Below are 24725 nucleotides of genomic sequence, written 5' to 3'. Positions count from 1 at the left end.
TTTCAACGCTTATTCCTTGCACTTGATTCACCTTTTTTACCTTCAAACCCTTGATATGTCTCAGTTTTAGCTTTATATGCCTAACGGCACGCTACGCTATCAGCAAGCCGTAATTAAATTCTGTTTTCTGGGCTTTTGTGGATAGGTGTCCAATAGCTGGCAATTAAGGCGACGATGAACCACCACAGGGTATTGACTTCTGGGCGATACCAAATTGTATCTACTGTACCATGAGCTAACATACCGAGTAAAGTAGCGATCGCTCCTATTAACCAAAGTCCCTCGACGGTTCTAGCTTGTCGTAAACGTTGCATTTGTACAAATGCTGTATTTAAGGTAACAATGATTAACCATAAGAAAGCACCTAAACCGATGAAACCAGTTTCTACTGCTATTTCTAGAAAAATGGAATAGGCGCTCAAGGCAGTGTAACGGGGACGTTGGTAGAGGGGATAGATTTTATTAAAAGAATTGTGTCCGGGTCCAATGCCAATCAAAGGGCGATCGTTAATCATCTTAAACACTGCCTCCCAGACATTGCGACGAAAATTATTACTGCTATCTTGACGGTCTGCAAATATACTAAAAACCCGCAAGCGTACAGTTTCAACAAATATTACTGCTATTACTAATACCCCAATCAACCCACCCAACATGATTGGTAAAGCCCAAGTTCGCCAAAAAGTCGGCATTTCTAAACTGCACCAATAAACTACCAATAAAGTTGCTGTAAATAATGTCACAACTAAACCAATCCAACCGCCACGACTGAAGGTAAGAACTAGGCAGGAAGTATTGACAATCAGCATAGTTAATGCTAAAGATTTTCTAATCCAACCATGCCAAGCAAAAATGGCAACTAAACTAAGAGCAACTGCGGGAATTAGGTATCCTGCCAATAAATTGGGATTACCCAAATAACTATAAACTCTAGTAGTTTTTGACAAAGGCGATGTAGGATCTACCCAAGTCGCCAAAGCCGTAGCACCAAAAAACCACTGTCGCAAACCATAAATACTGACAATCAGCGATATATGTAAATATAGAGTAATTAACCAAGATCGTAAACGAGAAACTCTTAACACCCTAGCAGCAAGGGCAAACAGCACCAAATAGAGAGTTAATGTCATCAAGTCACTAAGCGCTGCTTTTTTGACTGGTGATAAGGCTGTAGCAATGACAGCGATTCCCCAATAGAGTAAAACTAGCAAGTGAATTGGGGTTGATTGAGTATTGGTAGCTGTTTTGTCGTCAGATAAAGTGAGCAATAGCCAAAAGCCTACAGTAGCCACCAGCAATACTCCTATTAAGGTGCTGGAGACGAAAGGAGCAAAAGCGTAGATTAAACTGAGTAAAGCCGCCGCGATGGTATCTCCCCACTGAATCAAAATACTGGTTTGTCGCCAAGATTGCAAAATCCCCACCAAAAAACGATGGAGGTAACTGGTTTTCAGATATTCTTTGAGGGAGAAGGAGGATAAGGTTAATGTCTGCCAAACTAAATTCATGAATTAAAAAGGTGAAAGGGTGGAAAGTCTTTCAAGACGTTTAATTTTATATAAAATAGGACTTACGCACTGTACAAAATGCAGATGATATGTATAAACGAAATTGCCTAGTTTCAGGCTTTATTTTGTAGTCTGTAGGGTGCGTCAGACAGAATAATTTAGGCTAAAATCACTAACTTTCAGATTCTGACGCACCTGACTTCATCTAAATCAGTGCGGTGCGTCAGATCCAAAAAATCTGTTGTTTCCTAAATTATCGGGTCTGACGCACCCTACAAGAGATAAAATCTATCATCCTTATTTAATAGATTTTGTCAATGCGTAACTCCTATAAAATACAAATTAAATGTACAACAGTTTATTAACCGTGTAGATTGGTGTAAAATTGCTGAAAAGCTTACGAAATATTGGTTTTGACTTTTGACTTTTGACTTTTGACTTCCGCCCTGCGGCTGAAGTGCCTAAAAATATTCAATAATAGATTATGAACAAACGTTATTTTTTGCAAATTAGTGCCGTATTAGTTGGCACAGCATTTTTTTCTCGTTATATCAATTGGAGTTCTGAACCTATGGCAGCCACTAATACAGAGTTTGAAGTTACCAAACCCGAAGAAGAATGGAAAGCGATCTTAACACCGGAACAGTATCATGTGTTGCGGAAACATGGGACAGAACGCGCTCATACCAGCCCACTTGATAAAAAATATGATCCTGGTACTTATGTGTGTGCGGGATGTGGACAGCCTTTGTTTACGGCTGAAACTAAGTTTAACAGTGGTACAGGCTGGCCGAGCTTTTTTAAACCAATTGAGGGAGCAGTTGCTACTACCACAGACAGGTCGTTTTTTATGACCAGGGTGGAGGTACATTGTAGTCGTTGTGGTGGACATTTAGGCCATGTTTTTGATGATGGACCTAAACCAACAGGCCAGCGTTATTGTATGAATGGTGTATCTTTGCAGTTTGTACCTGCGTAGATTTTTTCGGGAATAGCGATCGCTCTAATTCTACAAAAAAAAAGAGCGATCGTTCCAGACTTGAGTTTTAGTAACGGATACGGGGGTCTACATAAGCATTTAAAATATCAATTAAAATGCTGGCACTGACGACAATTGCCCCAAAAAATACCAACACACCCTGAACTGTGGGATAATCGCGATCGGAAATCGCTTGATATAGTCGATTTGCCAACCCAGGCCAAGAAAACGTCACTTCAGTTAAAATCGCCCCACCTAACAGAGAAGCAAACGTTAGCCCCAAGACAGTAATTACGGGAATTAAGGCATTCTTCAAAGCATGGGAGACTAAAATTTTATTTTCAGGAATCCCTCGCGCCCTAGCCGCTTCTACATAATCCCCTTGCAAGGTTTGTTTTAAATTCACCCGCACAATCCGCTCAAAAATTCCACTCAGCAAAATTCCCAAAGTCAAGCTAGGTAAAGCTAAATGATGTAAAGATGTGAAAAACTGACTAAAATTCCCACTCAGCAAACTATCAAAAGTATATAATCCGGTGATAGGAGTAGGAGCAGGAAGATTTGGCGGAAAACGGTTAGAATTGGGAAACCAACCCAATTGGACAGAGAAAATTAACTGTAACAGCATTCCTGCCCAAAACATTGGTAGGGCATAAGTAATAATTCCAAACAAGCGTCCTCCCAAATCAAAAGATGTACCAGGACGAGAAGCGGAAATCGTCCCAACTGTAATTCCCACAATTAGCGCCACTGCCATACTAAAAACAGCTAATTCCACCGTTGCAGGGAAATATTGACCAATAATTTCTCCTACATTTTGTCCCCGACTGGTTAAGGATGTTCCCAAATCGAAACGCAGTAAACTTCCTAAATAGTTTAGGTATTGCAGCCAAATCGGTAAATCTAAACCTAATTGTTTTCTTAATTCTTCTTTAGCACTTTCTGGCGCACGTCCCCCTAAAATTGCATCTGCTGGATCTCCGGGGGTAGCTCTTAGTAATAAAAAAACTATAGTAATGATTGTTAATAACTGGAGTGGTGCAAATAGTAATCGAGAAAAAATGTAATACTGTAAAGCTTTTGAACGGGACATATTATAAATCACTAAGAGGACAAAATTAAATTTTCGCCTATGCTTATTCTAAATTAGGACTTACCCACTGTACAAATCGATCATGTTATGGCTTGACCTTATAGGGTGGACAATGCCCACCCTAACCACTTACAAAAATATCTCACTTCGACAAGCTCAGTGACCACTCAAAACCTCATTTCTCTGTGAACTCTGTGCCTCTGTGGTTTTTTTTCAGTGACTTGTGCGTAAGTCCTATCTGTAAGAGTTTAGATTTTGGATTAAACCCAAAATCTAACCTTGATTATGCTGGTTGAGGCTCCACTAAATTTTCTAATCCTTGAACAACGTTTGCAGATTCAATTTTATCCCCGGCTTTGAGTTTATCCAAAATCTCCTTCCCTTCAGTTAGATAGCCAAAAACAGTATAACGACCATCTAAGAGATTTCGTCCGGCGGGAGTTAGTTCGGGTTCAAAGAGGAAAAAGAAAATTTGGGAAGAAGCGCCATTAACATCACCTTCAGGGCGTGCCATTGCTAAAGCACCAAAGGAGGAAAAAGGCAAAACAGGCATATCAAGATAACGCCCAGCCTCTTCGAGAGTAATGCCGTAGGTTGGTTCTTTTTCGCCTTCTACTAAAATTTCTAAAGGAATAGCCCGATATTTGCCCGTTTCTGGGTCAATGAAACCGACTTCTTTGCCGATGGGATCTCCGGTTTGAAGTACATAGGATTCTTCGGAACGGGTAAATTCTAGACCGTTATAAAAACCTCGTTGCACCAAATCAACAAAATTACCAGCAGTTACAGGGGCGCTGTAGCCATCTACAACTACGGTCAGGTCGCCTTTGCTAGTTGTTAAGGCAATAGTAGCCCGTCCTTTGAGTTGAGGTAAGTTACTGTACTCAGCCGGGACTTCAAAGGGGAACTCCTTCACCATTGACTCTTCTAACAAGGTGATAAGGTTGAGGATTTTGGCTCTATCTTCGAGAATTTGTTCTTTGTTTCTAGTTTTTACCAATCCTTCGAGTTGTGCCACTCCAGATTTGATTTGAGTAATCCAAGCTTCTGCTTGGGGTTGGCGTTCTTTGGGAACGCTTGCTAAGATTTGGGAAGGTTTATCGAGAATCCGTGATGCTTGGCTGATGTCTCTAGAAATTGCACCCCAACGCCGATTTGCTCGTAGTTGGTTAGAAATATCTTCTAAGCTGAGTTGGAGTTTGCGTACAGGTTGATTATCAATGGGGAGTGCATACCGTAACAAAGCTTTGCCGTCGGTAATGGCGTTACCTGCTGGGAGTCCAGCATAACTGGAGGGAGTCCACCCAATTGTAATTATGCCTAGCATTACTGTTAACAGCAGTATGGCCTTGAGGCTGTTATGAAAAAAGGACTTTAATAAGTTAAACATGGAATTGTGCAAATGGAGCATCAAATTTTTAACGGGAAGTAACTCATCAATAATCTTCCCATATTCGGGACTGGTGACTGGGATCTGGAGACTAAAGACTGGTGACTGGTGACTAGGTAAGATTTTTACCAATCACCAATCACCAATTACCAATTACCAATCACCAATCATCAATTACTCCGCATTGAAGGGTACAATAAATGCCGATTGTCTTCCAAAATTTGAAAGTTTCATGATCTCTAGTAACGACTTTCGATCCGGTGTCTCTATAGTTTTAGATGGTTCTGTATGGCGTGTGGTTGAGTTCCTCCATGTTAAGCCAGGTAAAGGCTCGGCCTTTGTCCGCACCAAGCTAAAAAATGTCCAAAGTGGAAGTGTAGTAGAAAAAACTTTTCGGGCTGGGGAAACTGTACCCCAAGCTACCCTAGAAAAAAGCACGATGCAGCATACCTATAAAGAGGGCGATGAGTTTGTCTTTATGGATATGGAAACCTACGAAGAGGGCAGATTGAGTGTAGCCCAAATTGGCGATCGCGTAAAATACCTGAAAGAAGGTATGGAAGTAAACGTCATTCGTTGGGGTGAGCAAGTTCTAGAAGTAGAATTACCTAATTCTGTAGTTCTGGAAATTGTACAAACTGATCCTGGTGTCAAAGGTGATACGGCTACAGGTGGCACTAAACCCGCAACTTTGGAAACTGGTGCAACTGTCATGGTTCCTTTATTTATTGCCCAAGGGGAACGGATTAAAATTGACACCAGGGAAGATAAATATTTAGGCAGGGAATAATTTTCATCTCCTTGGAGATGCACCGATTTCAATCCCTTTTTATCGAGGGATTAAATCCCTGCCATGCTTAAAACTCTGATTTACGGTTCGGTCGAGGGAAAAAACTGTGCCATTAGACTTTAATGAAATTCGCCAACTACTGGCAACTATCGCTCAAACAGATATTGCAGAAGTGACGCTCAAAAGTGATGAATTTGAGCTAACAGTGCGTAAAGCTGTGAGTTTTAACAATCAGATACCGCCATTAGGTCAAGCAACGGTCGGTGGTGTGCTTGGTTCGGTTTTGACCTCAGTTCCTACGGGGAATAATGCCGGATCTGCTTCTTTGGACGTAGCCACAGGTCGGGATAATTCTGGCGGTGGGTCTCAAGCACCTTTGTCGGTAAATGTGTCTTCAACTAAGTTTGTAGAGGTGTCCTCGCCAATGGTGGGGACGTTTTATCGGGCTCCTGCACCAGATGAAGCTGCTTTTGTGGAAGTGGGCGATCGCGTGCGTAGTGGTCAAACAGTCTGTATCATTGAAGCTATGAAGCTGATGAATGAAATTGAGGCGGAAGTCTCTGGACAAGTGATGGAAATTTTAGTGCAGAATGGCGACCCTGTAGAATATGGTCAACCTTTGATGCGAATTAACCCGGATTAACTATTAATTTTCCTTAGTCGCCCCACTCAAGGAATTTATGCCTATTACCGGGTAGAGATGAACATCAAGGCAGATGTAGCCCAAATTGAAAACAGAAACCTTTTCAGGGTGTTAAATACCAAATCCCAGTCAGTGGGAATCGGTGATAGAGGGGATTAGGAAGATGAAAAAGTTTTGACACTATCCGGTCTAAACCCACAGAGATTGTTGGTTCAACAAGTTCACATTCCCAATTCCCCATTCCCATTGACTAAAGTGGATAATTTGCCTGAAAGCTATCACGAGTCATTGGCTGTTGGATTTCTACCCCCTCTCCCCCTAAAACTTGTATTGGTTGCCCGTTGACCTCAATATATACTTTGGCCTTTGGGTTAAAGGTAGTTGCTGTGTACACAATTTGCCCTACACGACCCATCATTGAGCTACTACCACCACCACTGGTAAAATCCTCTGATAAGTTAACATGAATCTCATTATTTTCCATTTTTAGTCCCAATAGCTTAGTACCATTGGGAATGGTTGTGGAATTTGTTCCTTCTGTTGGCCCTGCTAATAAGGTTTGAAAGATGTTTTCTAAGGCTTGCTGAGGTTGTGCTGCTGCTATTTTTACAGGTTGAGGTACTAATTCCAGATTTTTTTCGTTGGATCTAAGCCAATAAATATTAGCAGTTTGCTCAACACCAGGACGGGTGTTTGACCCTTGTTGTGCTGGCTGTTTAATGCTTTGAGAAGGATTTATGGGTGTGGGAGGATTGCCAGATTGTGAAGTTAACCAAGCCACACCACCACTTACAGCTACAACTGCGGCTGAGAGAGCAGCAATAGTACCAGAAGAAATGTTACGGTTAGATCCTTGTTGGTCTTTCATAATGTAAAACCTGTTTGACTGTTACCTGAAATGGTGTTGCGATGAAGAGCAGCCTGGTTAAAGACGATTTAGATCAGTTGGGAGTTTCTTAAAATCTATATAAGTGACTACGATTCAGCTATAGGCCGCACCACTAGCTACTTTATCTCATCTTTAATTTTAGTTTGGCTTTTCTAGTCCGTCACTTAAACCTTAATCTAAATAAAATCGTTTTTGGAAATACGCTGATCTATATAGGGTTTGCTGAAAAAGTCCTTTCGTTAGGGCTAGGAGTCAGGAGTCAGGAGTCAGGAGTCAGGAGGATAGTTAAAAACATTTTTTCATCCCTGGCTATCAACAAAAGTGCAAGGTTTTTCAGACACAAGACGCTATAACCTTGCACCTACCGTCTTTTTTTGAGCTTCAAGCCTTTGATTTATCAGGCTTTTGGGTTTATATGCCTAACGGCACGCTACGCTATCAGCAAGCCTTATATATATAATCAATTTCTCAATGGTAATTTCCTGAAATAGGGACTTGTATGTTGTAGGGTGTCTTTATAATTAGCATTTATTTTGGCAACTGTTGGGTTTCCTTGCGTCAACCCAACCTACTACTGTTCCGTTTTTTTATAAATTCTCAGTCAAATATACTTAGTTGCTAAAATAATCCACTGCAAGCCGAAAACCTTTATTTTTGTCCGATCTTTCATGACTATAACCGTTGCGATAGGCTGAACGACAGTAGATAGGAGGCTTATCCCATGAACCACCACGCATCACAGATTGATTTCCGCTAGTAAGCCAAGAACTCCTAATCCAAGCACTACCGTCATTTGGGGCATTTCTATAATTTTCATGCCAGCTATCTTCGCACCACTCCCACACATTTCCGTGCATATCATATAAACCAAAGGCATTTGGAGGAAAAGTTTCTACGTCTGTAGTTTGTCTGTACTTGTTATTATGATTTACTAAATCCGTGGTGATGGTATTACCAAAGTAATAGAGACTTGTGGTTTTAGCTCTACAAGCATATTCCCATTCAGCTTCACTGGGCAAGCGATAGGTTTTGCCTGTATATCTCCTTAGTCTAGTACAAAATTCCTTGGCATCAAACCATGATACTTGTTCAACTGGAAGATTTGCACCTTTGAAGTATGAGGGTTTGGGGTTTAAGTATATCTTTACTGTTGGTAAACTGGCTACTCTTTCCCATTGTGCTTGGGTAACGGGGTTTTTTCCTAGATAAAATGCTGGAACTGTTACTTCATGTTGGGGATGTTCATCACTACTTCTCCCTGGCTCATTTTCTGGTGAACCCATAAGGAATATTCCACCAGGAATGGCTATCATTTCTAAAATTACATTATTGCCTAAATCTTCGTTTAAGTTAGGAAGAAATATTGGTTTTGGTGATGAATTTATTTGTATAGAACTAGAATAAACTGGTGAATTTGGAGTAATAATTTGTGTGGAAACTTCCCGACTTTGTAATGCTGATAAAACCTCTGTTGCTGACTGAAAGCGGTTCAGGGGAATATCTTGCAACATTTTATCTAATACTGCTTCTAATTCCTTACTTACAGAAATATATTCTTTCCAGATCCACTGCATTTTCATTGAATCAAAGAGTAAATCGGGGCTATCGGTTTGTGCTAAACATCCAGTTAATAAACGAATACAGGTTACGGCTAAACTGTACAGATCACTATTAGGATAAACTATACCCCTAAGTTGTTCTAGTGGTGCATAAGCACTTGTACCTGCCGTTGTTCCCATCCTAGTAACAATAGTTCCTCCAACTTCTTTAGAAATTCCAAAATCAATCAAAAATAAATCACCAGTTTGAGAACTTCTAATGATATTTTCTGGTTTAATATCTCTGTGAATAACTTTATTTTCGTGTACAAATTGTAAAATAGGTAATAATTCAATTAATATTTGTTTAACTTGAGATTCGCTGAATTTTCCTTTTGTTTCTAATTCATGTAGTAGATTTTCGCCTTCGATAAAGTCCTGGATTAAATATAGTCTTTTTTCTTGTTCAAAAAAAGCGTGAAAATAGGGAATATGTGGATGTTGTCCTAAATCTAGAAGTCGAACAGCTTCTTGTTGAAATAACTCGGTGGCTTTTTTTAATTCAACACTTCCCGACTGTTGGGGTAAAAATTGCTTAATAACGCAGTGAGTGTTTAATCTGTGTTCGTCTACTGCTAAAAAGGTTCTACCAAAGCCACCTTGTCCAATAACTTTTACTCCACGATACCGTTCTTGTAATACGATTTTACTCCCACAACGCTGACAAAATATATTCCTTGGTGGATTTTGACATAGACAGTCTGGGTTAAGACACTGACTCATAAATGCAGGTAAGTAACTGTATTGTTACATTTTAGCAGTAGTCAGGAGGATTGCAGAAAGTATACAAGAGTTTTTTTACAAAAAAAAGGGAACAGGGAACAGGGAACAGGGAACAGGGAACAGGGAATAGATATACTTCTCAAGGTTACAATTTGAGGTTTTACCTAAAGGGTATAGTATTATGGATGTCAAAACGCAAGTTATGGCCTTCTCAAGTATAATAACGTAAGTTGCTATGCAAGAAAGAATCTCAAATGGAAGTGAAAATCAGAAATAGGCAACAAAAAAACCTGGAAACACCATCATAATTGATTCTTTGTACTGACTCCTGACTCCTGACTCCTGACTCCTGACTCCTGACTCCTGACTCCTGACTCCTGACTCCTGACTCCTGACTCCTGACTCCTGCTATACATTATTTATTTTGGTTGGCAATAATGGGGGGTCCGGCTGTAACAACGACGATTTTATCAGGGTGAAGTAACTCACGGGCTGCTTGATTGACTTGGGATAGGGTTACTTGCTGGATTTTTTGGTTAAAGTTGTGTAATTCGGATGTATCTAATCCATATACCTGATTTGTGAGTATTCTAGCTGCTAAGTGATCTGGATTGGCTAAAGAAACTTTGTACTGACTGATTAAAGTGCGTTTGGCTGTTTCTACTTCCAGTTCGGTGACTCCTTGCTGGTGAATTTGTTGTAATATTTTGCTGGTGCTGGCGATCGCTAACTTAGCATCTTGGGCGCTGGTTTGCATCTCAATTACAAATGTACCCACATCTTTCCCTGCATGGAAGTCACTATAAATACCATAGGTTAAACCTTGGCGATCGCGCACTTGAGATCCCAGTCTACTGGATAATGTGTCCCCTCCCAAAATCTGATTTAACACCAATGCTGCATAATATCGAGGATCTTTACGCTTAATTCCTGTTGATCCCATGTAAGTAATTGCCTGATTTTTACCCTCTAAAATTGGGTTTAAGTGCAGTATTGTTGCTGGGAGGGTGACAGTGGGATATTCTACTGTAGGAGCTTTCCCTGTTGCTTGCCAGTCACCGAGGAGATTTTGAATGAGCGATCGCACCTTTTCCACTTCAAAATCTCCTACCAAGGTTAAAATTGTCGTATCAGGACGATAATATTTGGCTTTGAAGTTAATTACATCCTGACGCTTAATCCCCTTAATACTCTCCTCTGTAGGTAATCTGTGTAGGGGGTGTTTTTTCGGATATATTGATTGAATAAATGTCCTTTCTGCAACTTTATTCGTATCATCTAAATCTAAGTCGATAGCGGCTAAAGCTTGTTGGCGAGAAAGTTCTAACTCTTTATTAGGGAATGTGCTTTCTTTTACCACATCCGCGAGAGTTTCCAGTAAAATAGGTAAATCTTCAGCTAAACTACTACCCTCAATATTCACACCTTCCTGAGTAGCTTCAAAATCTAGATTAACCCCCCGCCTTTCTAAGTTCTCGGATATGGTTGTACTATCTTTGGTTTTAGTCCCATCCATTAAACTATCTGCTACTAAAGACGCTAATCCGGCTTGGTGCATGGGTTCAAGTTCTGTACCCGCTTGGATGTAGCCGTTTAAAGTCACCGTTGGCGTACTTTTGTCTGGTAATAATAATAACTTTATCCCATTGACAAGGGTAAAACTTTGTGGTAATGTTATTTCTCGTTTTCTGCTAGATAAAGCTTGAGGGGGTAAATACTTCATCACCTCAGATAGAGGCTCAGGGGAAGCAGGAACGAAATTTTCCCTGGTTTGTGATGTAGCTGTTTTATCACCAATATCTTTGGTTTGCTTTTGGGTTGGCTCAAAAAACCCCACAGTTCTGGCTTCTGGCTTGAGATATTTATTGATAACAGCCATGACATCGGCCACTTTAACTTGACGTACACTGTCTAAATAGCGTTCAGTGTAAGTATAGTCGTCAGCAGTAACTTCATCATTACCTAACTGCATGGCTTGGCTAGTCAGATCACGAGAATTTAAAATTGTATTGGCTACCAATTGGGTTTTTGCTTGTTCTACTTGTTCTGGTGTGACTCCGATTTGTGTTAAATTAGCGATCGCATCCATTAACAGTTGATCAATTTTTTGCAAATTCTGATTAGGTGCAGCATTTACCAACATTTCATACCAACCACCATCCCGCAAACTAGCTACATTAGTCGAGATTTCATTAGCTAAACCCGATTCTACCAATAGCTGATATAGATAAGAATTTCGTCCCACCGTCAAGATATAATCCATCACATCTAGAGCAGGGATATCCGGTTGCTTCAAATCGGGGACTGGATAAATGATTTGTAACAGTAAACCCGCACCAGGTTCCCGTAATACAATGGGAGTATGGGACTTTAGACTTGGGGTTTTGGGTTTTGGTTGGTCAATTGTGGATTTTTGGTTTTGAATCTTTCCAAATACCTCTTTCACCTTTTCCAGAGTCTCTGAGGTTTGGAAATCCCCAACAATAACTAATACAGCCTGTTCAGGATTGTAGAATTTTTCATAATATTCCCGCACTTGTTCAACTGTGAACCGTTCAACATCAGCTTTAGTTCCACCTACAGGTAAACCATAGGGATGATCAGGGAAAGCCGCCTCCATCACAGCCCGATTAAGACGATATTCTGGACTATTTTCGTAACCTTGTAATTCAGAAATTACTACTCGTTTTTCACTTGCTAGATGTTCAGCATTAATTAGAGAATTTTGCATTCTATCTGCTTCTAATACCAGCAGTGAATTGAGTTTTTCAGGTTCAGCAGTGCTGTAATATGCTGTTTGATCGTAACTGGTGAAAGCATTGGAATCACTACCTAAAGCACTAAATAGCTTACCAAATTGGACTGGTCGATCCTTTGTTCCTTTAAACATCAAATGTTCTAACTGGTGGGAAATACCATTGATTCCAGGTTCTTCATTCCGTGAGCCGACCTTATACCAAACTTGCACCGTTACAACTGGTGCATTATGTACTTCCTTGGTGAGGATAGTTAGACCATTTTCTAGGACTGTCCTTTTAACATTTTCTGTCACTGTTAATCTACGAATATTTTTTACTAATTCTAGAGATTGAGAATTTTCACTTTCAGATGAAACTGGATTTTGGCTACTAGCAGAACCATGACTAAATAAGAATATGACAATTAGCCAGGTAGTGAGAAATAATTTTAGAAACCGATAACGGGATAAATGGGAAAGAATAGACATATTTTATCAGCAAAGAATTTAGGAGTTGTCGTACAACTCCAACTGCACCCAGACAATTAAAGTATATTAGCATCCCAACAGTACAACTACCTAAATTTAGTTAAGAACCGGATAAATTCTAATGGTAAGCCATCGGCATCAGCAATAAAAGCAACTTCTAAGACGCGATCGCCTATTTGTTGCTGTGTTGGTTTTAACAGTATATTAAGAGGTGGTAACTCAGCTACATCCGCCAGACGGAGTTTTAAGTTTTCCAACCAGCCGTGTAAATCTGGGGTAACTTGTGTTAAATCAAAAGAGATATGATAGTATCCCACATAATGTTCATCGGAAAAACTATCAGTAGGGGGATGGGGTTCAGGAACTTGGATCAATTCAATGCGGCTATCCAAACCTTCCATCCAACAAGCTAGAGTGTAACCTGTAGTGAAGCGATCGCTGACAGTGAAACCCAACTGCTCATAAAAAGCGATCGCTAAATGAATATTCGCAGTTTTAATAGAAACATGGTGCATATAGTGTTCTTAAAAAATTATTCTTAAAAAATGGATTTTAGATTGAGAACCAGTCTACAACCTAAAATCGCCATATTTATTCAAAAAGTCGGAAATAAGGGTAGCGCACAGGTACACCAGGCTCCTTATCCAAATCAAAATTAATCACTTCCCAGCAAGGCTCATCAACCGGATCTGGGCTAAACTCGACTGGTAAACCATATAAACGAGCAGCAGTATTCTCCGGTTCACCCTTACGCCAAGAAGAAGAGTTACGTTCTAAATAACTACTCATTAACTCCTGATAGCGTTGTGCAATCACCACCTTTGTAGCGCGATAGCCCTGAGTATAGAGTTTATCTAAGGCTTCGTGAATTTCAAACCGAATACCATCAGGATGGGTATGTTGTCTATACCATTCACCATTCCACCTGCGCCAATGACGGCCCGACTGTAGATGGACTAATTCGCCTGTTTTAGGATTAGCTTCAAACGCGCCGTGACGTGGACACAGATAGGTATCTGTTAATGTCAACGCCGAAATTGATTGGCGACAGTGAGGACACTGTATTTCCGGGCCAAATATTGGGTACTGTAAACCGGGATTCATCATGAAGTGCATACAAACATAATTTTGTCTTCACCAGCACCAGTGGGTTGAATTTGACACTTCGACTCCGCCACCTTGAGTAAATTGTTAGCTACCGCATAGAAACGGAGTTACGGACAGATTAAATTTCACGTTGAGTTTTCTTCAGCTTAAAGGCTAAATGGCGTGATATCCTAGTTGTGCAACCAGACTCAAAGGTTGGAGTTTTTCCAGTGTTACTGGGTACCATATTCCTATTCTATCGTGTCTACCTCTTCTTACTGGCCATTACCGGACTTTTCTCAAGCTGCCTTTGTCGCAGCCAACGCAGTTGCAATCGGTTTTGTTAAAATAGCAGCAGGAGCAAGCATTTGGTATGGAGCCGTAGTCAGAGGCGATGTAGAACGGATTGAAATTGGCGAATGTAGCAACATTCAAGATGGAGCAATTCTACACTGTGATCCTGGCTTGCCCACCATCTTAGAAGATCATGTGACCATAGGCCATCGGGCTGTGGTACATTCTGCTCACATTGAACGTGGTAGTTTGATTGGCATTGGGGCAATTATTTTAAATGGTGTCAGAGTCGGGAAAGGTAGCATCATCGGTGCTGGTGCAGTGGTGACAAAAGATGTACCACCCGGTTCTTTAGTTATGGGTGTCCCCGCTAAAGTCGTCCGTCAACTCACAGAAGTCGAAATTGCAGAACTGATAGAACACGCCGAAAAGTATCGGGAATTGGCGCTGATTCACGCTAGAGAAGGGTAGGCAGGGGGCAGGGGAAGCAGGGGGCAGGGGAAGCAGGGGAAGCAGGGGAGGCAGGGGAGGCAGGGGAGGAATAAATCTTTTATCACCAATCACGATCACGGATTTAATGGATTACACGGATGACACGGATTTGAAGATTATCCAATCCCCAATCCCCAATCCCCAATCACCAATCCCCAATCCCCAATCCCCAATCCCCAATCCCCAATCCCCAACTTAAATATTCTTTACTAATTTGCTTGGAAAAATAACCCACTTAGGCTAAAAATAAAATTAAGAACTGTTCACAAAACTTAAATTCCCACTTAGTAGAGGCTTGGTAAATATGGATATCGACACCCGTGTAGTAATCGTTTTAGCACCCGTAGTAATTGCCGCTAGTTGGGCTGTATTTAATATCGGCGCTGCTGCTTTAAGACAAGTACAAAACTTTTTGAACAAAGAAGCATAAGGTAATAGCTTAATCACTTGATTCTATAGGTAGGGGTTTAGCAGTGCTAAACCCTTACAAATCTAGGTTTTACGAAAATTCTTGTGGATAGAAAATTTACTCTTAGATAGATTTATATTAATCAAACTCAGATGATTGGAAAACTCAAATGAAAATTAAAGCAATAATTCACACGGCTGAAGAAGGAGGTTTTTGGGCTGAAGTACCAATTTTTCATGGATGCTACACCCAAGGAGAAACAATTGAAGAAGTATTAGAAAATCTTCAAGAGGTAATCAGTTTATATGCTGAGGATGAACCACAAAATATTAGCCCTTCAGACAGAGTGGTTGAATTAAATGTATGAAAGCAATATCGGGTAAAAAGTTATCAGAAATACTACTAAAAAAAGGATGGCAATTAATTAGAGTCAAAGGTAGTCATCATCGTTATTCAAAAGATAACATAAGTATTTCTATACCAATTCACGCTAATCAAGATTTGAAAATCGGGCTTTTAAAAAGCCTAATGAAGCAAGCCAATTTAACCGAGTCTGACCTAATCTAAATCATCACATTAAATAAGTATCCGTGCAGAAATATAGGCTTACTATTTGAGCGGGTTTTGGTGGGCAATACCCACTATAAATCTAGGTTTTACGAAAATTCTTGTAGATAGAAAATAGATAATAGGAAAACTCAAATGAAAAGTCTGAATCAGGATGTCCAGGATTAAAGGATTTACAGGATTAAAACTTCTCATTTCTCTGTGTCCTCTGTGCCTCTGTGGTTCGTTAACTGAAATGTGTTGGATTAAAACAGAAAATTACTCACCAATGGCCAGCCTCAACTTTTATGGTTCATTATTCCGTCCTCAATAGCTTTCAACACTTTGGTGTAAATCTGGGACTTTCGCGCATTGTTAAATTATTGGCAAATCTCGGAAATCCCCATCATCAAGTACCAATAATTCATGTTGGTGGTACTAATGGCAAAGGTTCGGTTTGTGCTTATCTTTCATCGGTACTGACTGAGGCTGGTTATCGAACAGGACGTTATACTTCACCCCATTTGGTAGATTGGACAGAAAGAATTTGTATAAATGAACAAGAAATCACATCTGAGCAACTTTGTCAATTAATTCTGCAAGTCCAAGCAGCCATTGATCCTGAATCAGAATCACCAACACAGTTTGAAGTAATTACCGCAGCCGCTTGGTTATATTTTGCTCAACAAAAAGTAGATGTGGCAGTAATAGAAGTGGGACTGGGAGGAAGGTTAGATGCGACCAACGTTTGTGATCAACCTTTGGTGACGGTGATTACTTCCATTAGTCGAGAACACTGGCAACAATTGGGTCCGACTGTTGGGGATATTGCTAGAGAAAAGGCCGGGATTTTGAAATCTGGATGTCCGGTGGTGATGGGAGTGTTGCCAGAAGATGCTCAAAAAGTAGTGCGATCGCGTAGTCTAGAATTAGAATGCCCAATTTTTACCCCCCAACTATCCCGGCAAATTCAAGCAGGATGGGCAGAATATCAAAAAATTCACAGTTCAGAATCTATTAAATATCCTTTACCTTTACAGGGACAAATTCAATTAAATAATTCAGCATTGGCTTTAGCAACTTTAGAAATACTCCAACAACAAGGTTGGGAAATTTCTGATTCAGTAATTATTAACGGTATCGCCAAAACTCAATGGCCAGGTAGGATGCAATGGATAAACTGGAATAATCATCAACTATTAATAGATGGCGCACATAATCCAGCCGCAGCCAAAGTTTTACGTGATTATGTAGATAGTTTAACTCCACCAAAATCTATAACTTGGATCATGGGAATGTTGGCAACTAAAGATCATGGTGATATTTTCCAAGAATTACTACATCCAGAAGATAAATTATATTTAGTCCCAGTGCCAGATAGTGCTTCGGCTGATATTAAAGAATTAGGAAATTTGGCGGTTAAAGTTTGTCCAGGATTGAGTTTGTGGGAGACTTATCAAGATTTATCTGCTGCTTTAAATGATGCTTTTAATATTGAAAATAATTTAGTTGTTTTATGCGGTTCTTTATATTTAATCGGGCATTTTTTGGGCAATATTAAAAATCCGGTTTGAAGTAAATAACACCCCACCCATAGCCCCTCCCCGCAAGCGAGGAGGGGAAACAATACTTTTAGTCTCTACAGGGGGTTTTCGGCTCACAAATTTGCTTAACTAAGCAGTGGGGGATTAACGATTATTCCATTGTTGCGCTGCATCTTGTACAGCTTGATCTACGGTTTTTGTATTTAGCATTGCTGCTTGGAGGTTTTCGTAAATCGCCTTTTGTAAAAGATTAAAATCTTTCAGAGTTGGGGTTAATATTTCTGCCTGTTGTAGTTGTTTAGCACTAATTACTCTTGCTTGTTCAGTTTTTGACGCAGTGGGGGTAAGTTGTTGAAAGTAACTGTCAGCGAGCGCTTTAGTCGTTGATGGTAAGACATTGGCAACTTTGGCGAAACTTAGTTGGTTTTCATCATTGGTGACAAATAGAGCAAATTTAACTGCGGCTTGAGGATTTTTACTGTCACGGGGAATAACAATATTCATCACCGCCACATTTTTTTTACCTGTAGTACCTGTAATTTGAGGAGCGATCGCACTCGCTTCAGCCACTTTAGGCGCGTTGTTAGCGATCGTCTTGAGAAACTCAGGGCCAGCAACTAACACAGCCGTTTCTCCCCCTTGATATAAATCAATAGCGTGACGATGACCCTGGGTTAAAACTTCTCTAGGCAGTAGCCCTTTTTTATACAAATCCACCCAATACTGAAACGCCGCTTTTCCCTGGGGAGAATTAAATGCAGCCTTACCTTCAGCATCGATCAAAGTTACACCCATCTGCACAAAAGATTCCAGCACCTCACCAGAATCTTCGGGAACAAAGGTGGCAAAAAAAGCATATTTGCCTGTTTTATCCTTAACTTGTTGTGCTACTGTTGCCAATTCTGCATAAGTTGTAGGTGGATTGCTGATACCTGCCTGTTTCAATAAATCAGTGTTATAAATAGTTAACCTCGTAGTTAAATACCAAGGAATACCAAAACTCTTGCTATTGAGGGTACTTGCTTGCCAAATATTAGGGAGATAAGATGAGCGTACTTCTTCGGAAACTTGGGCATCTAAATCTAACCAGGCATTTCGTCCCGCTAATTGGGAAGCAAAATCTGGGTTGAGATTAACTACATCCGGTGGCGTTTTTGCAGAAACGGCTGTTAAAATCTTGTTCTCCATTGCTGCCCAAGGTACATCTACCCAGTTAACCTTAACACTGGGATTTTCCGATTCAAAAGTGGCAATTAGGCTTTGGAAATAGTCAGTAAATTGCGGCTGGAGTTGCATCGTCCAAAACTCAATTTTCGTCACTCCTGCGGTTGGGGAGGAATCTGTACCAACATTACCTGTGCTGCAACTGACAACCCAACTGCTAAATAAGCCAATAAGCGCCCAAACAGTTAGTTGTTGAAATTTTTGTAATTTAATCATCGTGCTAGTATTTTTACGGTTGATCGCAGTGAAAAGCTTATGCAGAATTGTCGAAATTATAGGCTATATATATTACTTACCACTCCAAATATTGGGAATAGTATGTAATGTCTTTGCGTCAAGATTATTTAGACTGGGGAAAAAGATTTTGTACAGTCTGTAAATCGACTGTGATCTGCTGACTTGTTAGGGAGGTAAAAAGTTCTATCCTTACTCGTGATAAGTAAATTTCATGATCAAAGGCAAAACATCTTACCATATCGACATACTAAGGTTACACTGTCAATCTATAGCATCGTTTAGTGTCGTGAGTGGCTGGGATGATGTCAGTGAATGCTCTGCTAAGAGACTTATCACTTTCCTCAACTTTCCAGACAATATTTAAATTTTACATTTTGCAATCTAGTAGGTAAAACTGTGGTGAAAGGCTTCAGTAGTTTCTTTGGAAAATCTAATAAAGGTATTGGCATCGAACTTGCGCCAGAACGACTAAATATAGTTCAATTGCGTAAGCAACGCCAAGGGTTAAAGTTAGAATCTTTAACAACCGTACCAGTTCCAGAAGGTTTAATCACCGATGGACAGATCAGCGATCCTCCAGGGGTAGCACAACTAATTCAGCAATCACTAGCTGCCAATAAAATCAAGGCTTCTCGCGTTGCGACTTGTATACCAGGTAGAGATTCTCTGGTGCGGATTATTCCTGTTCCAGCAGAGTTAGATGATCAAGAATTACGGGATATGGTTTTAAACCATGAAGCTGCTTTATATTTGCCCTATCCAAGGGAAGAAGCAGATGTAGATTATCAAAAACTTGGGTACTTTGTAGATGAGGATGGCATTGAAAAGATCCAAGTGCTTTTGGTTGCCACTCGTAAAGAGGTTACAGACACATACATTAATACCTTTCAGGAGGCCGGACTAGCGATCGATATCTTAGAAATTAATAGCTTTGCACTGATTCGGACTATTCGTGATCAGTTGAGAGTATTCGGACCCCAAGAGGCAGCAGTATTAGTTGATATAGAGTTTGACAATACAGAAATTGCGATTATTATCAATGGAGTTCCACAATTTTCGCGAACAGTGCCAATAGGCGCCTATCAACTACAAACGGCTCTATCTAGAGCAATGAATTTACCCCCATCACGAGACATTGATATGTTGCAGGGAATGACAATTCCTTCAACTTCAGTAGATTCAGTTGGTAAATCTGGACTGCTCAGTAATAATCCTGGGATGTCAGCTATGTTGAGATTACTAGGAGAACTAGCCGATGAATTGCGTCGTTCCATAGATTTTTACCTCAATCAGAGTGAAAATCTAGAAGTCTCACAAATTTTCCTCGCAGGACCCGGAGGGGGACTCGAACAGCTAGATGAGTTTTTCAGTCAACGATTAAGTTTACCAACTAACCAAATAGATCCGATTAGTTCTTTGTCCTTAGAAGTTGATATGGAAAAATATCCCTTAGTACAACGCGCTGGTTTAGGGATAGTCCTTGGTTTAGGAATGCGGGAGGTGTAATTTAAATGTACAGTCTAGATATTAACTTTCTCAAAGACCGGAAGCCAGATCCTAAGCAAACCACAAAAGCTGCCAGAAAACCAATTGAATTGGGGAATTTAGTCCCAGTTTATTTGGGAGTTGGAGTAGGGTTGTGTTTTCCAGCTTTAGTGTTCTTGAGCTTATGGTTTATACAAGGTAAAACTACTGAATTAGAGCAATTGATCGGCACTCTAGAACAGGAAAGTCAGGATTTAGATATCAAACTCAGCAACATCAAAAAAATCAAAGACGAAACAGCCGGGATTGAAAAGCAAACCCAAGCTTTGATTACGGTATTTGATCAAATTCGTCCTTGGTCAGCGATGTTGCAAGATTTACGCGATCGCATACCAAAGTCAGTACAAATTGAGAGTATCAGACAAACACCCCCTCCACCTCCAGCCCAGGCCAGTGAAACGAGTAAACCAGTTTTTAGTCCTATCGGCGGATTAGAAATCACCGGATATGCCCGATCTTTTAGTGATGTCAACGATTTTTTGCTAATTTTGGGACAATCTAAATTCTTGAATGCTGCTGAAAACAAAATTAATACAGCAGAGTTAATCGACGCACCACCTATAACTGGTGCAGTTGCTCCCACCAACCCAGGTAACATCAAAACCAAACCTCTCAAAATAGTTAAATATACTATTAAAGCCAGTCTCAGCAACGTGCCAGCAACTGAGCTAATTAGAGAGTTAGAGCAAAAAGGCACAGTCGGATTAGTAGCAAGGCTTCGCAATATTCAAAAAACAGGAGTCATATCGAAATGACACTCAGCGATGATTTAAATTTCGGAGAACAGGGCAGTGATTTTGATGACGGTCCAGCCTATCCCGTGGCTTTTGGTATTACTTTTACACCACTAATTATTGGTGTAGGAGTCGGCGTTACCGGAGTTTTAGCAGCTATTTATCTGCTACTAAACATCGTCATGCCCGCTTGGGATAACTATCAACAGCAACAAACCAAGAGTAACGAACTACAAGGACAAGTTAACGAAAAAAAAGTACAATCACAACAAATTGATAAGGTAAAAACAGATTTAGCTCAAGCAAAAAAGCAACAAGTCCAAATTTTAGCTTTATTTGCTAACGAAAAAAGTTTAGATACCTTATTGCTAGATACAAGTCGCTTAGTAGATTCTGGCAACAGTCGCATTCCACCCAATGCCGTTCAAGCAAGACTTGTGCGGTTTACACCAACCTCAGAACAACCAGAGGTGATTACCGATGGTAGCTTTGGCGTGGAAGTCAATAATATGCTACAACGCAGCCTGATTAATATTAATATTGAAGGCACTTTTGAACAAACACAGGCGATTATGCGTAATATTGAGCGATTACAGCCTTTATTGATCGTCAAAGATTATCAATCAACCTTAGCTCCATTAGAGGCTACAACTACAGCAGATAACAAAAAGGTAGTACGTGGTGGACCAAAAGCACTTATTACTTCTTTCCAGTTACAAGCCTTAATGCCCACCAGTCTAGAAGTAGCAGCACCAGTTACTCCAGCAGAGGAGAAAAAATAATCCCCGTTCAAAATCAAAAAAGGATGGTAGGGTTTAACCTATCACCTTGAGGATTTACGCAAAATGGCTAAAGACCCTAATTTCAAACCCTGATGTTTTGTACCCCATGCCTAAGTCCTGAGCCAAAAAATCATTAATCACAGCCTGAAACGAACTATTTTAGTTAAGGCATACCATGATTAATTATTACAGTCTCTAAGTCCTAAAAAAGTAAAAATACAGGCATTTATTAAAAGTGAGGAATGAACTGTGAAACAATTTAATAGCAACGTTTTTATATTCAGTGCAGCCGCTTTGATTTTTGCAGCAGCACAACCAGCATCCGCCCAAACCACTGAAATTACACAAGTACAACTCAATCCCATTGATGGTGGAATTAGTGTAGTTTTAAAAACTTCATCGGGTAGTCGTTCCCAAGTTTTTACCACCAAAAAGGGTAAAGCCTTAGTTGCAGATATGACTAATACTCAACTGCGTTTACCCCAGGGGAAAAATTTCCGTCAAGACAACCCAGCACCGGGGATTATTTCTATTGAGGTTAATCAGTTAGATACCAATAGTGTGCGGGTGATAGTAACTGGTAGCGATAATAGCCCTACCAGTACCCCTGCGGTGCGAAAGGAAGATAGTATTACCCTAAGTTTCACTCCAGCTACACAAACTACAGCTTCAACGCCGACAGAAGAAACAACGGCATCAAAAGTTGCAGCTACTCCTGTTGAACCTGGTAAAAAGCCTGATGTACTTGTACCAAATCCCCAAGTCTTAATTGACGGTAAACCAGCAAAGCCGGCTGGTATTGGTCAACCTTTGAACCAAGCCCCTCCTTTCTTACCTAGAGCCGTTGCCCCACCAGTAGGAGATATTGCAGTATCTAATATTGATACTTCTCCTAGCAGCATTGACTTAGGTACTCAGGAACGAGTCCCCCGGTTAGTGTTGCGAGATGCACCAGTGAGGGAGGTGTTATCGTTACTAGCTCGTGCTGCTGGTCTTAACTTAGCTTACATAGGTGGTGAGGGAGACAAACCAGCAGAAGGTCAGACAGGTGCTGCTGTTAGTCAAACAATTTCTTTGGATATAGAAAACGAGCCTGTGCAAGATGTGTTTAACTATGTCTTGCGTTTGAGTGGTTTAGAAGCTAACCGCAGTGGAAGAACGATTTTTGTCGGGGCTAAGTTGCCTAATTCCACCCGTGATATTGTGATGCGTAATATGCGTCTGAATCAGGTGACGGTGGGGGTAGCATTAAACTTTTTGGTGGCTTTGGGCGCTGAAAGTGCAGTCAGCCGTGAAAGACAAGTTACCAGTGTTAGCGCTATACCTGTAGGGGGTGCATCTAATGCGGCTGTTACCCAAACTCTGAATACAGTTGAAACTCGAATTGAAACTCAAAGAGTTACTTATCAAGATTCAACACCTTTACTCAGAGGTTTACAAGCATCAGCCGACGAGCGGACAAATTCTGTTTCTTTGATTGGTCCTTCTAAGCTGATTGATATTGCTGTAGCTCAACTCACTCAATTAGATATCCGTCGTCGTCAAGTAGCAATTAACGTCAAAATTATTGATGTTAACCTTTCCGGTATTCAAGATACTAACACCAGTTTTTCTTTCGGTGTTGGTGATAATTACCTATCGGTTGATGGTGGTGCAGCTACTTACAATTTTGGTGGTCTCACTCCTCCGACCAGTACACAGGCACGTAATAGTTTAGTAGCGCCAACTGTGATCTCAAATCCTTATGCTGATGCAACAACTTTCTTAGATCCGGGGTTAAGCACTCCTGTAATCCCAGACACCGGAGTAGACACAAGAAATATCACCGTAAATAATAGTGGTAGTGGTTCAGGATCTATTACTGAAACACAGGGCGGCGATTTATCTTTTCTACAACCCAGGGCTGGAATTTCAGGAGATCCATTCAATGCTGGTATTACGGAAGTTACGCCAGGAACACCAAATGTAATTACAAGCACGACTAACCCTGGAACAACATCTCAGGTTACAAATGCTGATGGATCAGTAACTACTGTCACAACACCTCCTACAACAACTGTATCTGTAACACCAGGAACTCGTGGAAGTGTAACGGCTGGATTGCCTACCCTATTCCAGTACCCAACCAAGTTCCTTGCTACTTTACAGGCTACTGTGCAGAGTGGTAACGCCAAGATTTTAACTGACCCAACTGTGACAGTTCAAGAAGGACAGGATGCCACACTCAAGTTAACCTCAGAAGTATATGGGGGAATTGAACAAATTGTCGTTAATGGCAACCTGACTAGAAGACCTATTATCAGAGAAGCAGGTTTAACTCTGGCAATGAGAGTTGATAGAATTGATGATAATGGTTTTGTATCTTTATCTGTTGCCCCTACTGTATCTGCACCTGCTAACGAAGCGGCCAGTCCTGATGGAACAATCTCGCTTTTAGCTGCTAGAAGTGTTAATTCTGGTGTACTTCGTCTCAGAGATGGTCAAACTCTGATTATGGCTGGAATTATTCAAGACCAAGACCGAGCTACTGTTTCTAAGCTGCCCATTTTAGGAGATATTCCTCTCCTTGGTTCGCTGTTTAGAAGAACAAATAGAAGCAATGAGCGCAGAGAGGTAATTGTATTACTGACCCCTCAAGTTATGGATGATTCCGATCGCTCTGCCTATGGGTACAATTATACCCCTAGCCCACAGGTACGGGAAGTGCTTGAGCGTCGTGGTTTGAAGACTCCTGGTAGGCAATAAAAAATAGACGTTTCCAACAAAAAATGTAGAGACTTTCCATGGAACGTCTCTACAAATAGCCCTGGCGACTAGAAGTCACGGCTACACAAGCGAAGTCCACCTGCGTGGACTAGGGAGATTAGGATTTACGCAAGATTGATGTATTTTTGTCATGGCGAGGCTGACCTAGTAATTTCAAACCTGATATTTCGTATCTCCTGCGTAAGTCCTAATGAGGTAAGGTTATAGCGTCTTGTGTCTGAAAACCC

21 protein-coding genes are annotated in these 24725 nt (G+C 40.6%); 12 read left to right on the top strand and 9 right to left on the bottom strand.

The window, feature by feature from the left end; translation table 11 throughout:
- Nucleotides 1-113: 113 nt before the first annotated feature.
- Complete coding sequence (locus VB711_RS13945; RefSeq protein WP_323286684.1) at nucleotides 114-1508, bottom strand: IctB family putative bicarbonate transporter; 1395 nt, start codon at nucleotides 1506-1508, stop codon at nucleotides 114-116.
- A 484-nt stretch (nucleotides 1509-1992) separates the two neighbouring features.
- Between VB711_RS13945 and msrB the strand changes: the two genes are divergently transcribed.
- Nucleotides 1993-2487, top strand: a complete 495-nt coding sequence (gene msrB, locus VB711_RS13940; protein WP_323286682.1) for a peptide-methionine (R)-S-oxide reductase MsrB — start codon at nucleotides 1993-1995, stop codon at nucleotides 2485-2487.
- A gap of 67 nt (nucleotides 2488-2554) precedes the next feature.
- Here msrB and VB711_RS13935 read toward each other — a convergent pair whose 3' ends face one another.
- Both VB711_RS13935 and VB711_RS13930 read right to left on the bottom strand, forming a co-directional pair.
- A complete protein-coding gene (locus tag VB711_RS13935) occupies nucleotides 2555-3580 on the bottom strand; it encodes an ABC transporter permease (protein WP_323286681.1) in 1026 nt (341 codons plus the stop codon).
- Between the two features lie 283 nt (nucleotides 3581-3863).
- Nucleotides 3864-4970, bottom strand: a complete 1107-nt coding sequence (locus tag VB711_RS13930; RefSeq protein WP_323286680.1) for a peptidylprolyl isomerase — start codon at nucleotides 4968-4970, stop codon at nucleotides 3864-3866.
- 232 nt (nucleotides 4971-5202) lie between these two features.
- On the opposite strand from VB711_RS13930, the gene efp reads away from it, so the two are divergent.
- Nucleotides 5203-5760 (top strand): elongation factor P, encoded by a 558-nt coding sequence (efp, locus tag VB711_RS13925; RefSeq protein WP_323286678.1) that lies wholly within the window; start codon nucleotides 5203-5205, stop codon nucleotides 5758-5760.
- Between the two features lie 106 nt (nucleotides 5761-5866).
- Complete coding sequence (gene accB / locus VB711_RS13920) at nucleotides 5867-6403, top strand: acetyl-CoA carboxylase biotin carboxyl carrier protein (protein WP_323286676.1); 537 nt, start codon at nucleotides 5867-5869, stop codon at nucleotides 6401-6403.
- A 250-nt stretch (nucleotides 6404-6653) separates the two neighbouring features.
- On the opposite strand, the gene VB711_RS13915 is transcribed toward accB, so the two are convergent.
- The 5 genes from VB711_RS13915 to VB711_RS13895 all read right to left on the bottom strand — a co-directional run bounded on the left by VB711_RS13915 (nucleotide 6654) and on the right by VB711_RS13895 (nucleotide 13946).
- Nucleotides 6654-7271, bottom strand: coding sequence for a GerMN domain-containing protein (locus VB711_RS13915; RefSeq protein ID WP_323286675.1), 618 nt, complete (start codon nucleotides 7269-7271; stop codon nucleotides 6654-6656).
- Nucleotides 7272-7903: 632 nt separating this feature from the next.
- Nucleotides 7904-9613, bottom strand: a complete 1710-nt coding sequence (locus tag VB711_RS13910) for a bifunctional serine/threonine-protein kinase/formylglycine-generating enzyme family protein (RefSeq protein ID WP_323286674.1) — start codon at nucleotides 9611-9613, stop codon at nucleotides 7904-7906.
- A gap of 415 nt (nucleotides 9614-10028) precedes the next feature.
- Nucleotides 10029-12839, bottom strand: coding sequence for a pitrilysin family protein (locus VB711_RS13905; RefSeq protein WP_323286673.1), 2811 nt, complete (start codon nucleotides 12837-12839; stop codon nucleotides 10029-10031).
- Between the two features lie 86 nt (nucleotides 12840-12925).
- Entirely contained in the window at nucleotides 12926-13354 is a 429-nt protein-coding gene (locus tag VB711_RS13900; protein WP_323286672.1) for a VOC family protein, read from the bottom strand.
- A gap of 76 nt (nucleotides 13355-13430) precedes the next feature.
- Nucleotides 13431-13946, bottom strand: a complete 516-nt coding sequence (locus VB711_RS13895; RefSeq protein ID WP_323286670.1) for a TIGR02652 family protein — start codon at nucleotides 13944-13946, stop codon at nucleotides 13431-13433.
- A 240-nt stretch (nucleotides 13947-14186) separates the two neighbouring features.
- On the opposite strand from VB711_RS13895, the gene VB711_RS13890 reads away from it, so the two are divergent.
- From VB711_RS13890 to VB711_RS13870, 5 genes are all read left to right on the top strand, one after another.
- A complete protein-coding gene (locus VB711_RS13890; RefSeq protein WP_323286669.1) occupies nucleotides 14187-14690 on the top strand; it encodes a gamma carbonic anhydrase family protein in 504 nt (167 codons plus the stop codon).
- A gap of 325 nt (nucleotides 14691-15015) precedes the next feature.
- Nucleotides 15016-15141 carry a photosystem II protein Y gene (locus VB711_RS13885; protein ID WP_016950225.1) on the top strand — a complete coding sequence of 42 codons (126 nt, stop codon included), beginning with the start codon at nucleotides 15016-15018 and terminating at the stop codon, nucleotides 15139-15141.
- Nucleotides 15142-15289: 148 nt separating this feature from the next.
- Nucleotides 15290-15487 (top strand): type II toxin-antitoxin system HicB family antitoxin, encoded by a 198-nt coding sequence (locus VB711_RS13880; protein WP_323286667.1) that lies wholly within the window; start codon nucleotides 15290-15292, stop codon nucleotides 15485-15487.
- The gene (locus tag VB711_RS13875) at nucleotides 15484-15687 is read left to right on the top strand and encodes a type II toxin-antitoxin system HicA family toxin (protein ID WP_323286666.1); all 204 of its coding nucleotides are present in this window, start codon (nucleotides 15484-15486) and stop codon (nucleotides 15685-15687) included. Before VB711_RS13880 ends, VB711_RS13875 begins: the two co-directional genes overlap by 4 nt.
- A 287-nt stretch (nucleotides 15688-15974) precedes the next feature.
- On the top strand, nucleotides 15975-17240 hold the full coding sequence (locus VB711_RS13870) for a folylpolyglutamate synthase/dihydrofolate synthase family protein (RefSeq protein WP_323286665.1): 1266 nt from the start codon (nucleotides 15975-15977) through the stop codon (nucleotides 17238-17240).
- Between the two features lie 114 nt (nucleotides 17241-17354).
- Here the strand turns inward: VB711_RS13870 and VB711_RS13865 are convergent, their stop codons facing one another.
- Nucleotides 17355-18650 carry a sugar ABC transporter substrate-binding protein gene (locus VB711_RS13865; protein WP_323286664.1) on the bottom strand — a complete coding sequence of 432 codons (1296 nt, stop codon included), beginning with the start codon at nucleotides 18648-18650 and terminating at the stop codon, nucleotides 17355-17357.
- 417 nt (nucleotides 18651-19067) lie between these two features.
- Between VB711_RS13865 and VB711_RS13860 the strand changes: the two genes are divergently transcribed.
- From VB711_RS13860 to VB711_RS13845, 4 genes are all read left to right on the top strand, one after another.
- Nucleotides 19068-20177, top strand: a complete 1110-nt coding sequence (locus tag VB711_RS13860) for a type IV pilus biogenesis protein PilM (protein WP_323286663.1) — start codon at nucleotides 19068-19070, stop codon at nucleotides 20175-20177.
- 5 nt (nucleotides 20178-20182) lie between these two features.
- Nucleotides 20183-20971 carry a PilN domain-containing protein gene (locus VB711_RS13855; RefSeq protein ID WP_323286662.1) on the top strand — a complete coding sequence of 263 codons (789 nt, stop codon included), beginning with the start codon at nucleotides 20183-20185 and terminating at the stop codon, nucleotides 20969-20971.
- Complete coding sequence (locus VB711_RS13850; RefSeq protein WP_323286661.1) at nucleotides 20968-21732, top strand: pilus assembly protein PilO; 765 nt, start codon at nucleotides 20968-20970, stop codon at nucleotides 21730-21732. The genes VB711_RS13855 and VB711_RS13850 overlap by 4 nt, the downstream gene beginning before the upstream one ends.
- A 249-nt stretch (nucleotides 21733-21981) precedes the next feature.
- Entirely contained in the window at nucleotides 21982-24477 is a 2496-nt protein-coding gene (locus tag VB711_RS13845) for an AMIN domain-containing protein (protein WP_323286660.1), read from the top strand.
- The last annotated feature ends 248 nt before the right edge of the window (nucleotides 24478-24725 follow it).

The organism is Cronbergia sp. UHCC 0137 (assembly GCF_034932285.1).
In the GTDB taxonomy this organism is placed as follows: domain Bacteria; phylum Cyanobacteriota; class Cyanobacteriia; order Cyanobacteriales; family Nostocaceae; genus Cronbergia.
Note: the sequence above shows the minus strand (reverse complement) of the source record. Positions and strands in the feature narration are given on the sequence as shown.

Bases quoted from the DNA above. Each gene is read 5' to 3' on its own strand.
- VB711_RS13945 (WP_323286684.1), bottom strand. From the start codon at position 1,508: ATGAATTTAGTTTGGCAGACATTAACCTTATCCTCCTTCTCCCTCAAA.
- msrB (WP_323286682.1), top strand. From the start codon at position 1,993: ATGAACAAACGTTATTTTTTGCAAATTAGTGCCGTATTAGTTGGCACA.
- VB711_RS13935 (WP_323286681.1), bottom strand. From the start codon at position 3,580: ATGTCCCGTTCAAAAGCTTTACAGTATTACATTTTTTCTCGATTACTA.
- VB711_RS13930 (WP_323286680.1), bottom strand. From the start codon at position 4,970: ATGTTTAACTTATTAAAGTCCTTTTTTCATAACAGCCTCAAGGCCATA.
- efp (WP_323286678.1), top strand. From the start codon at position 5,203: ATGATCTCTAGTAACGACTTTCGATCCGGTGTCTCTATAGTTTTAGAT.
- VB711_RS13915 (WP_323286675.1), bottom strand. From the start codon at position 7,271: ATGAAAGACCAACAAGGATCTAACCGTAACATTTCTTCTGGTACTATT.
- VB711_RS13910 (WP_323286674.1), bottom strand. From the start codon at position 9,613: ATGAGTCAGTGTCTTAACCCAGACTGTCTATGTCAAAATCCACCAAGG.
- VB711_RS13905 (WP_323286673.1), bottom strand. From the start codon at position 12,839: ATGTCTATTCTTTCCCATTTATCCCGTTATCGGTTTCTAAAATTATTT.
- VB711_RS13900 (WP_323286672.1), bottom strand. From the start codon at position 13,354: ATGCACCATGTTTCTATTAAAACTGCGAATATTCATTTAGCGATCGCT.
- VB711_RS13895 (WP_323286670.1), bottom strand. From the start codon at position 13,946: ATGATGAATCCCGGTTTACAGTACCCAATATTTGGCCCGGAAATACAG.
- VB711_RS13885 (WP_016950225.1), top strand. From the start codon at position 15,016: ATGGATATCGACACCCGTGTAGTAATCGTTTTAGCACCCGTAGTAATT.
- VB711_RS13880 (WP_323286667.1), top strand. From the start codon at position 15,290: ATGAAAATTAAAGCAATAATTCACACGGCTGAAGAAGGAGGTTTTTGG.
- VB711_RS13875 (WP_323286666.1), top strand. From the start codon at position 15,484: ATGAAAGCAATATCGGGTAAAAAGTTATCAGAAATACTACTAAAAAAA.
- VB711_RS13870 (WP_323286665.1), top strand. From the start codon at position 15,975: ATGGTTCATTATTCCGTCCTCAATAGCTTTCAACACTTTGGTGTAAAT.
- VB711_RS13865 (WP_323286664.1), bottom strand. From the start codon at position 18,650: ATGATTAAATTACAAAAATTTCAACAACTAACTGTTTGGGCGCTTATT.
- VB711_RS13855 (WP_323286662.1), top strand. From the start codon at position 20,183: ATGTACAGTCTAGATATTAACTTTCTCAAAGACCGGAAGCCAGATCCT.
- VB711_RS13850 (WP_323286661.1), top strand. From the start codon at position 20,968: ATGACACTCAGCGATGATTTAAATTTCGGAGAACAGGGCAGTGATTTT.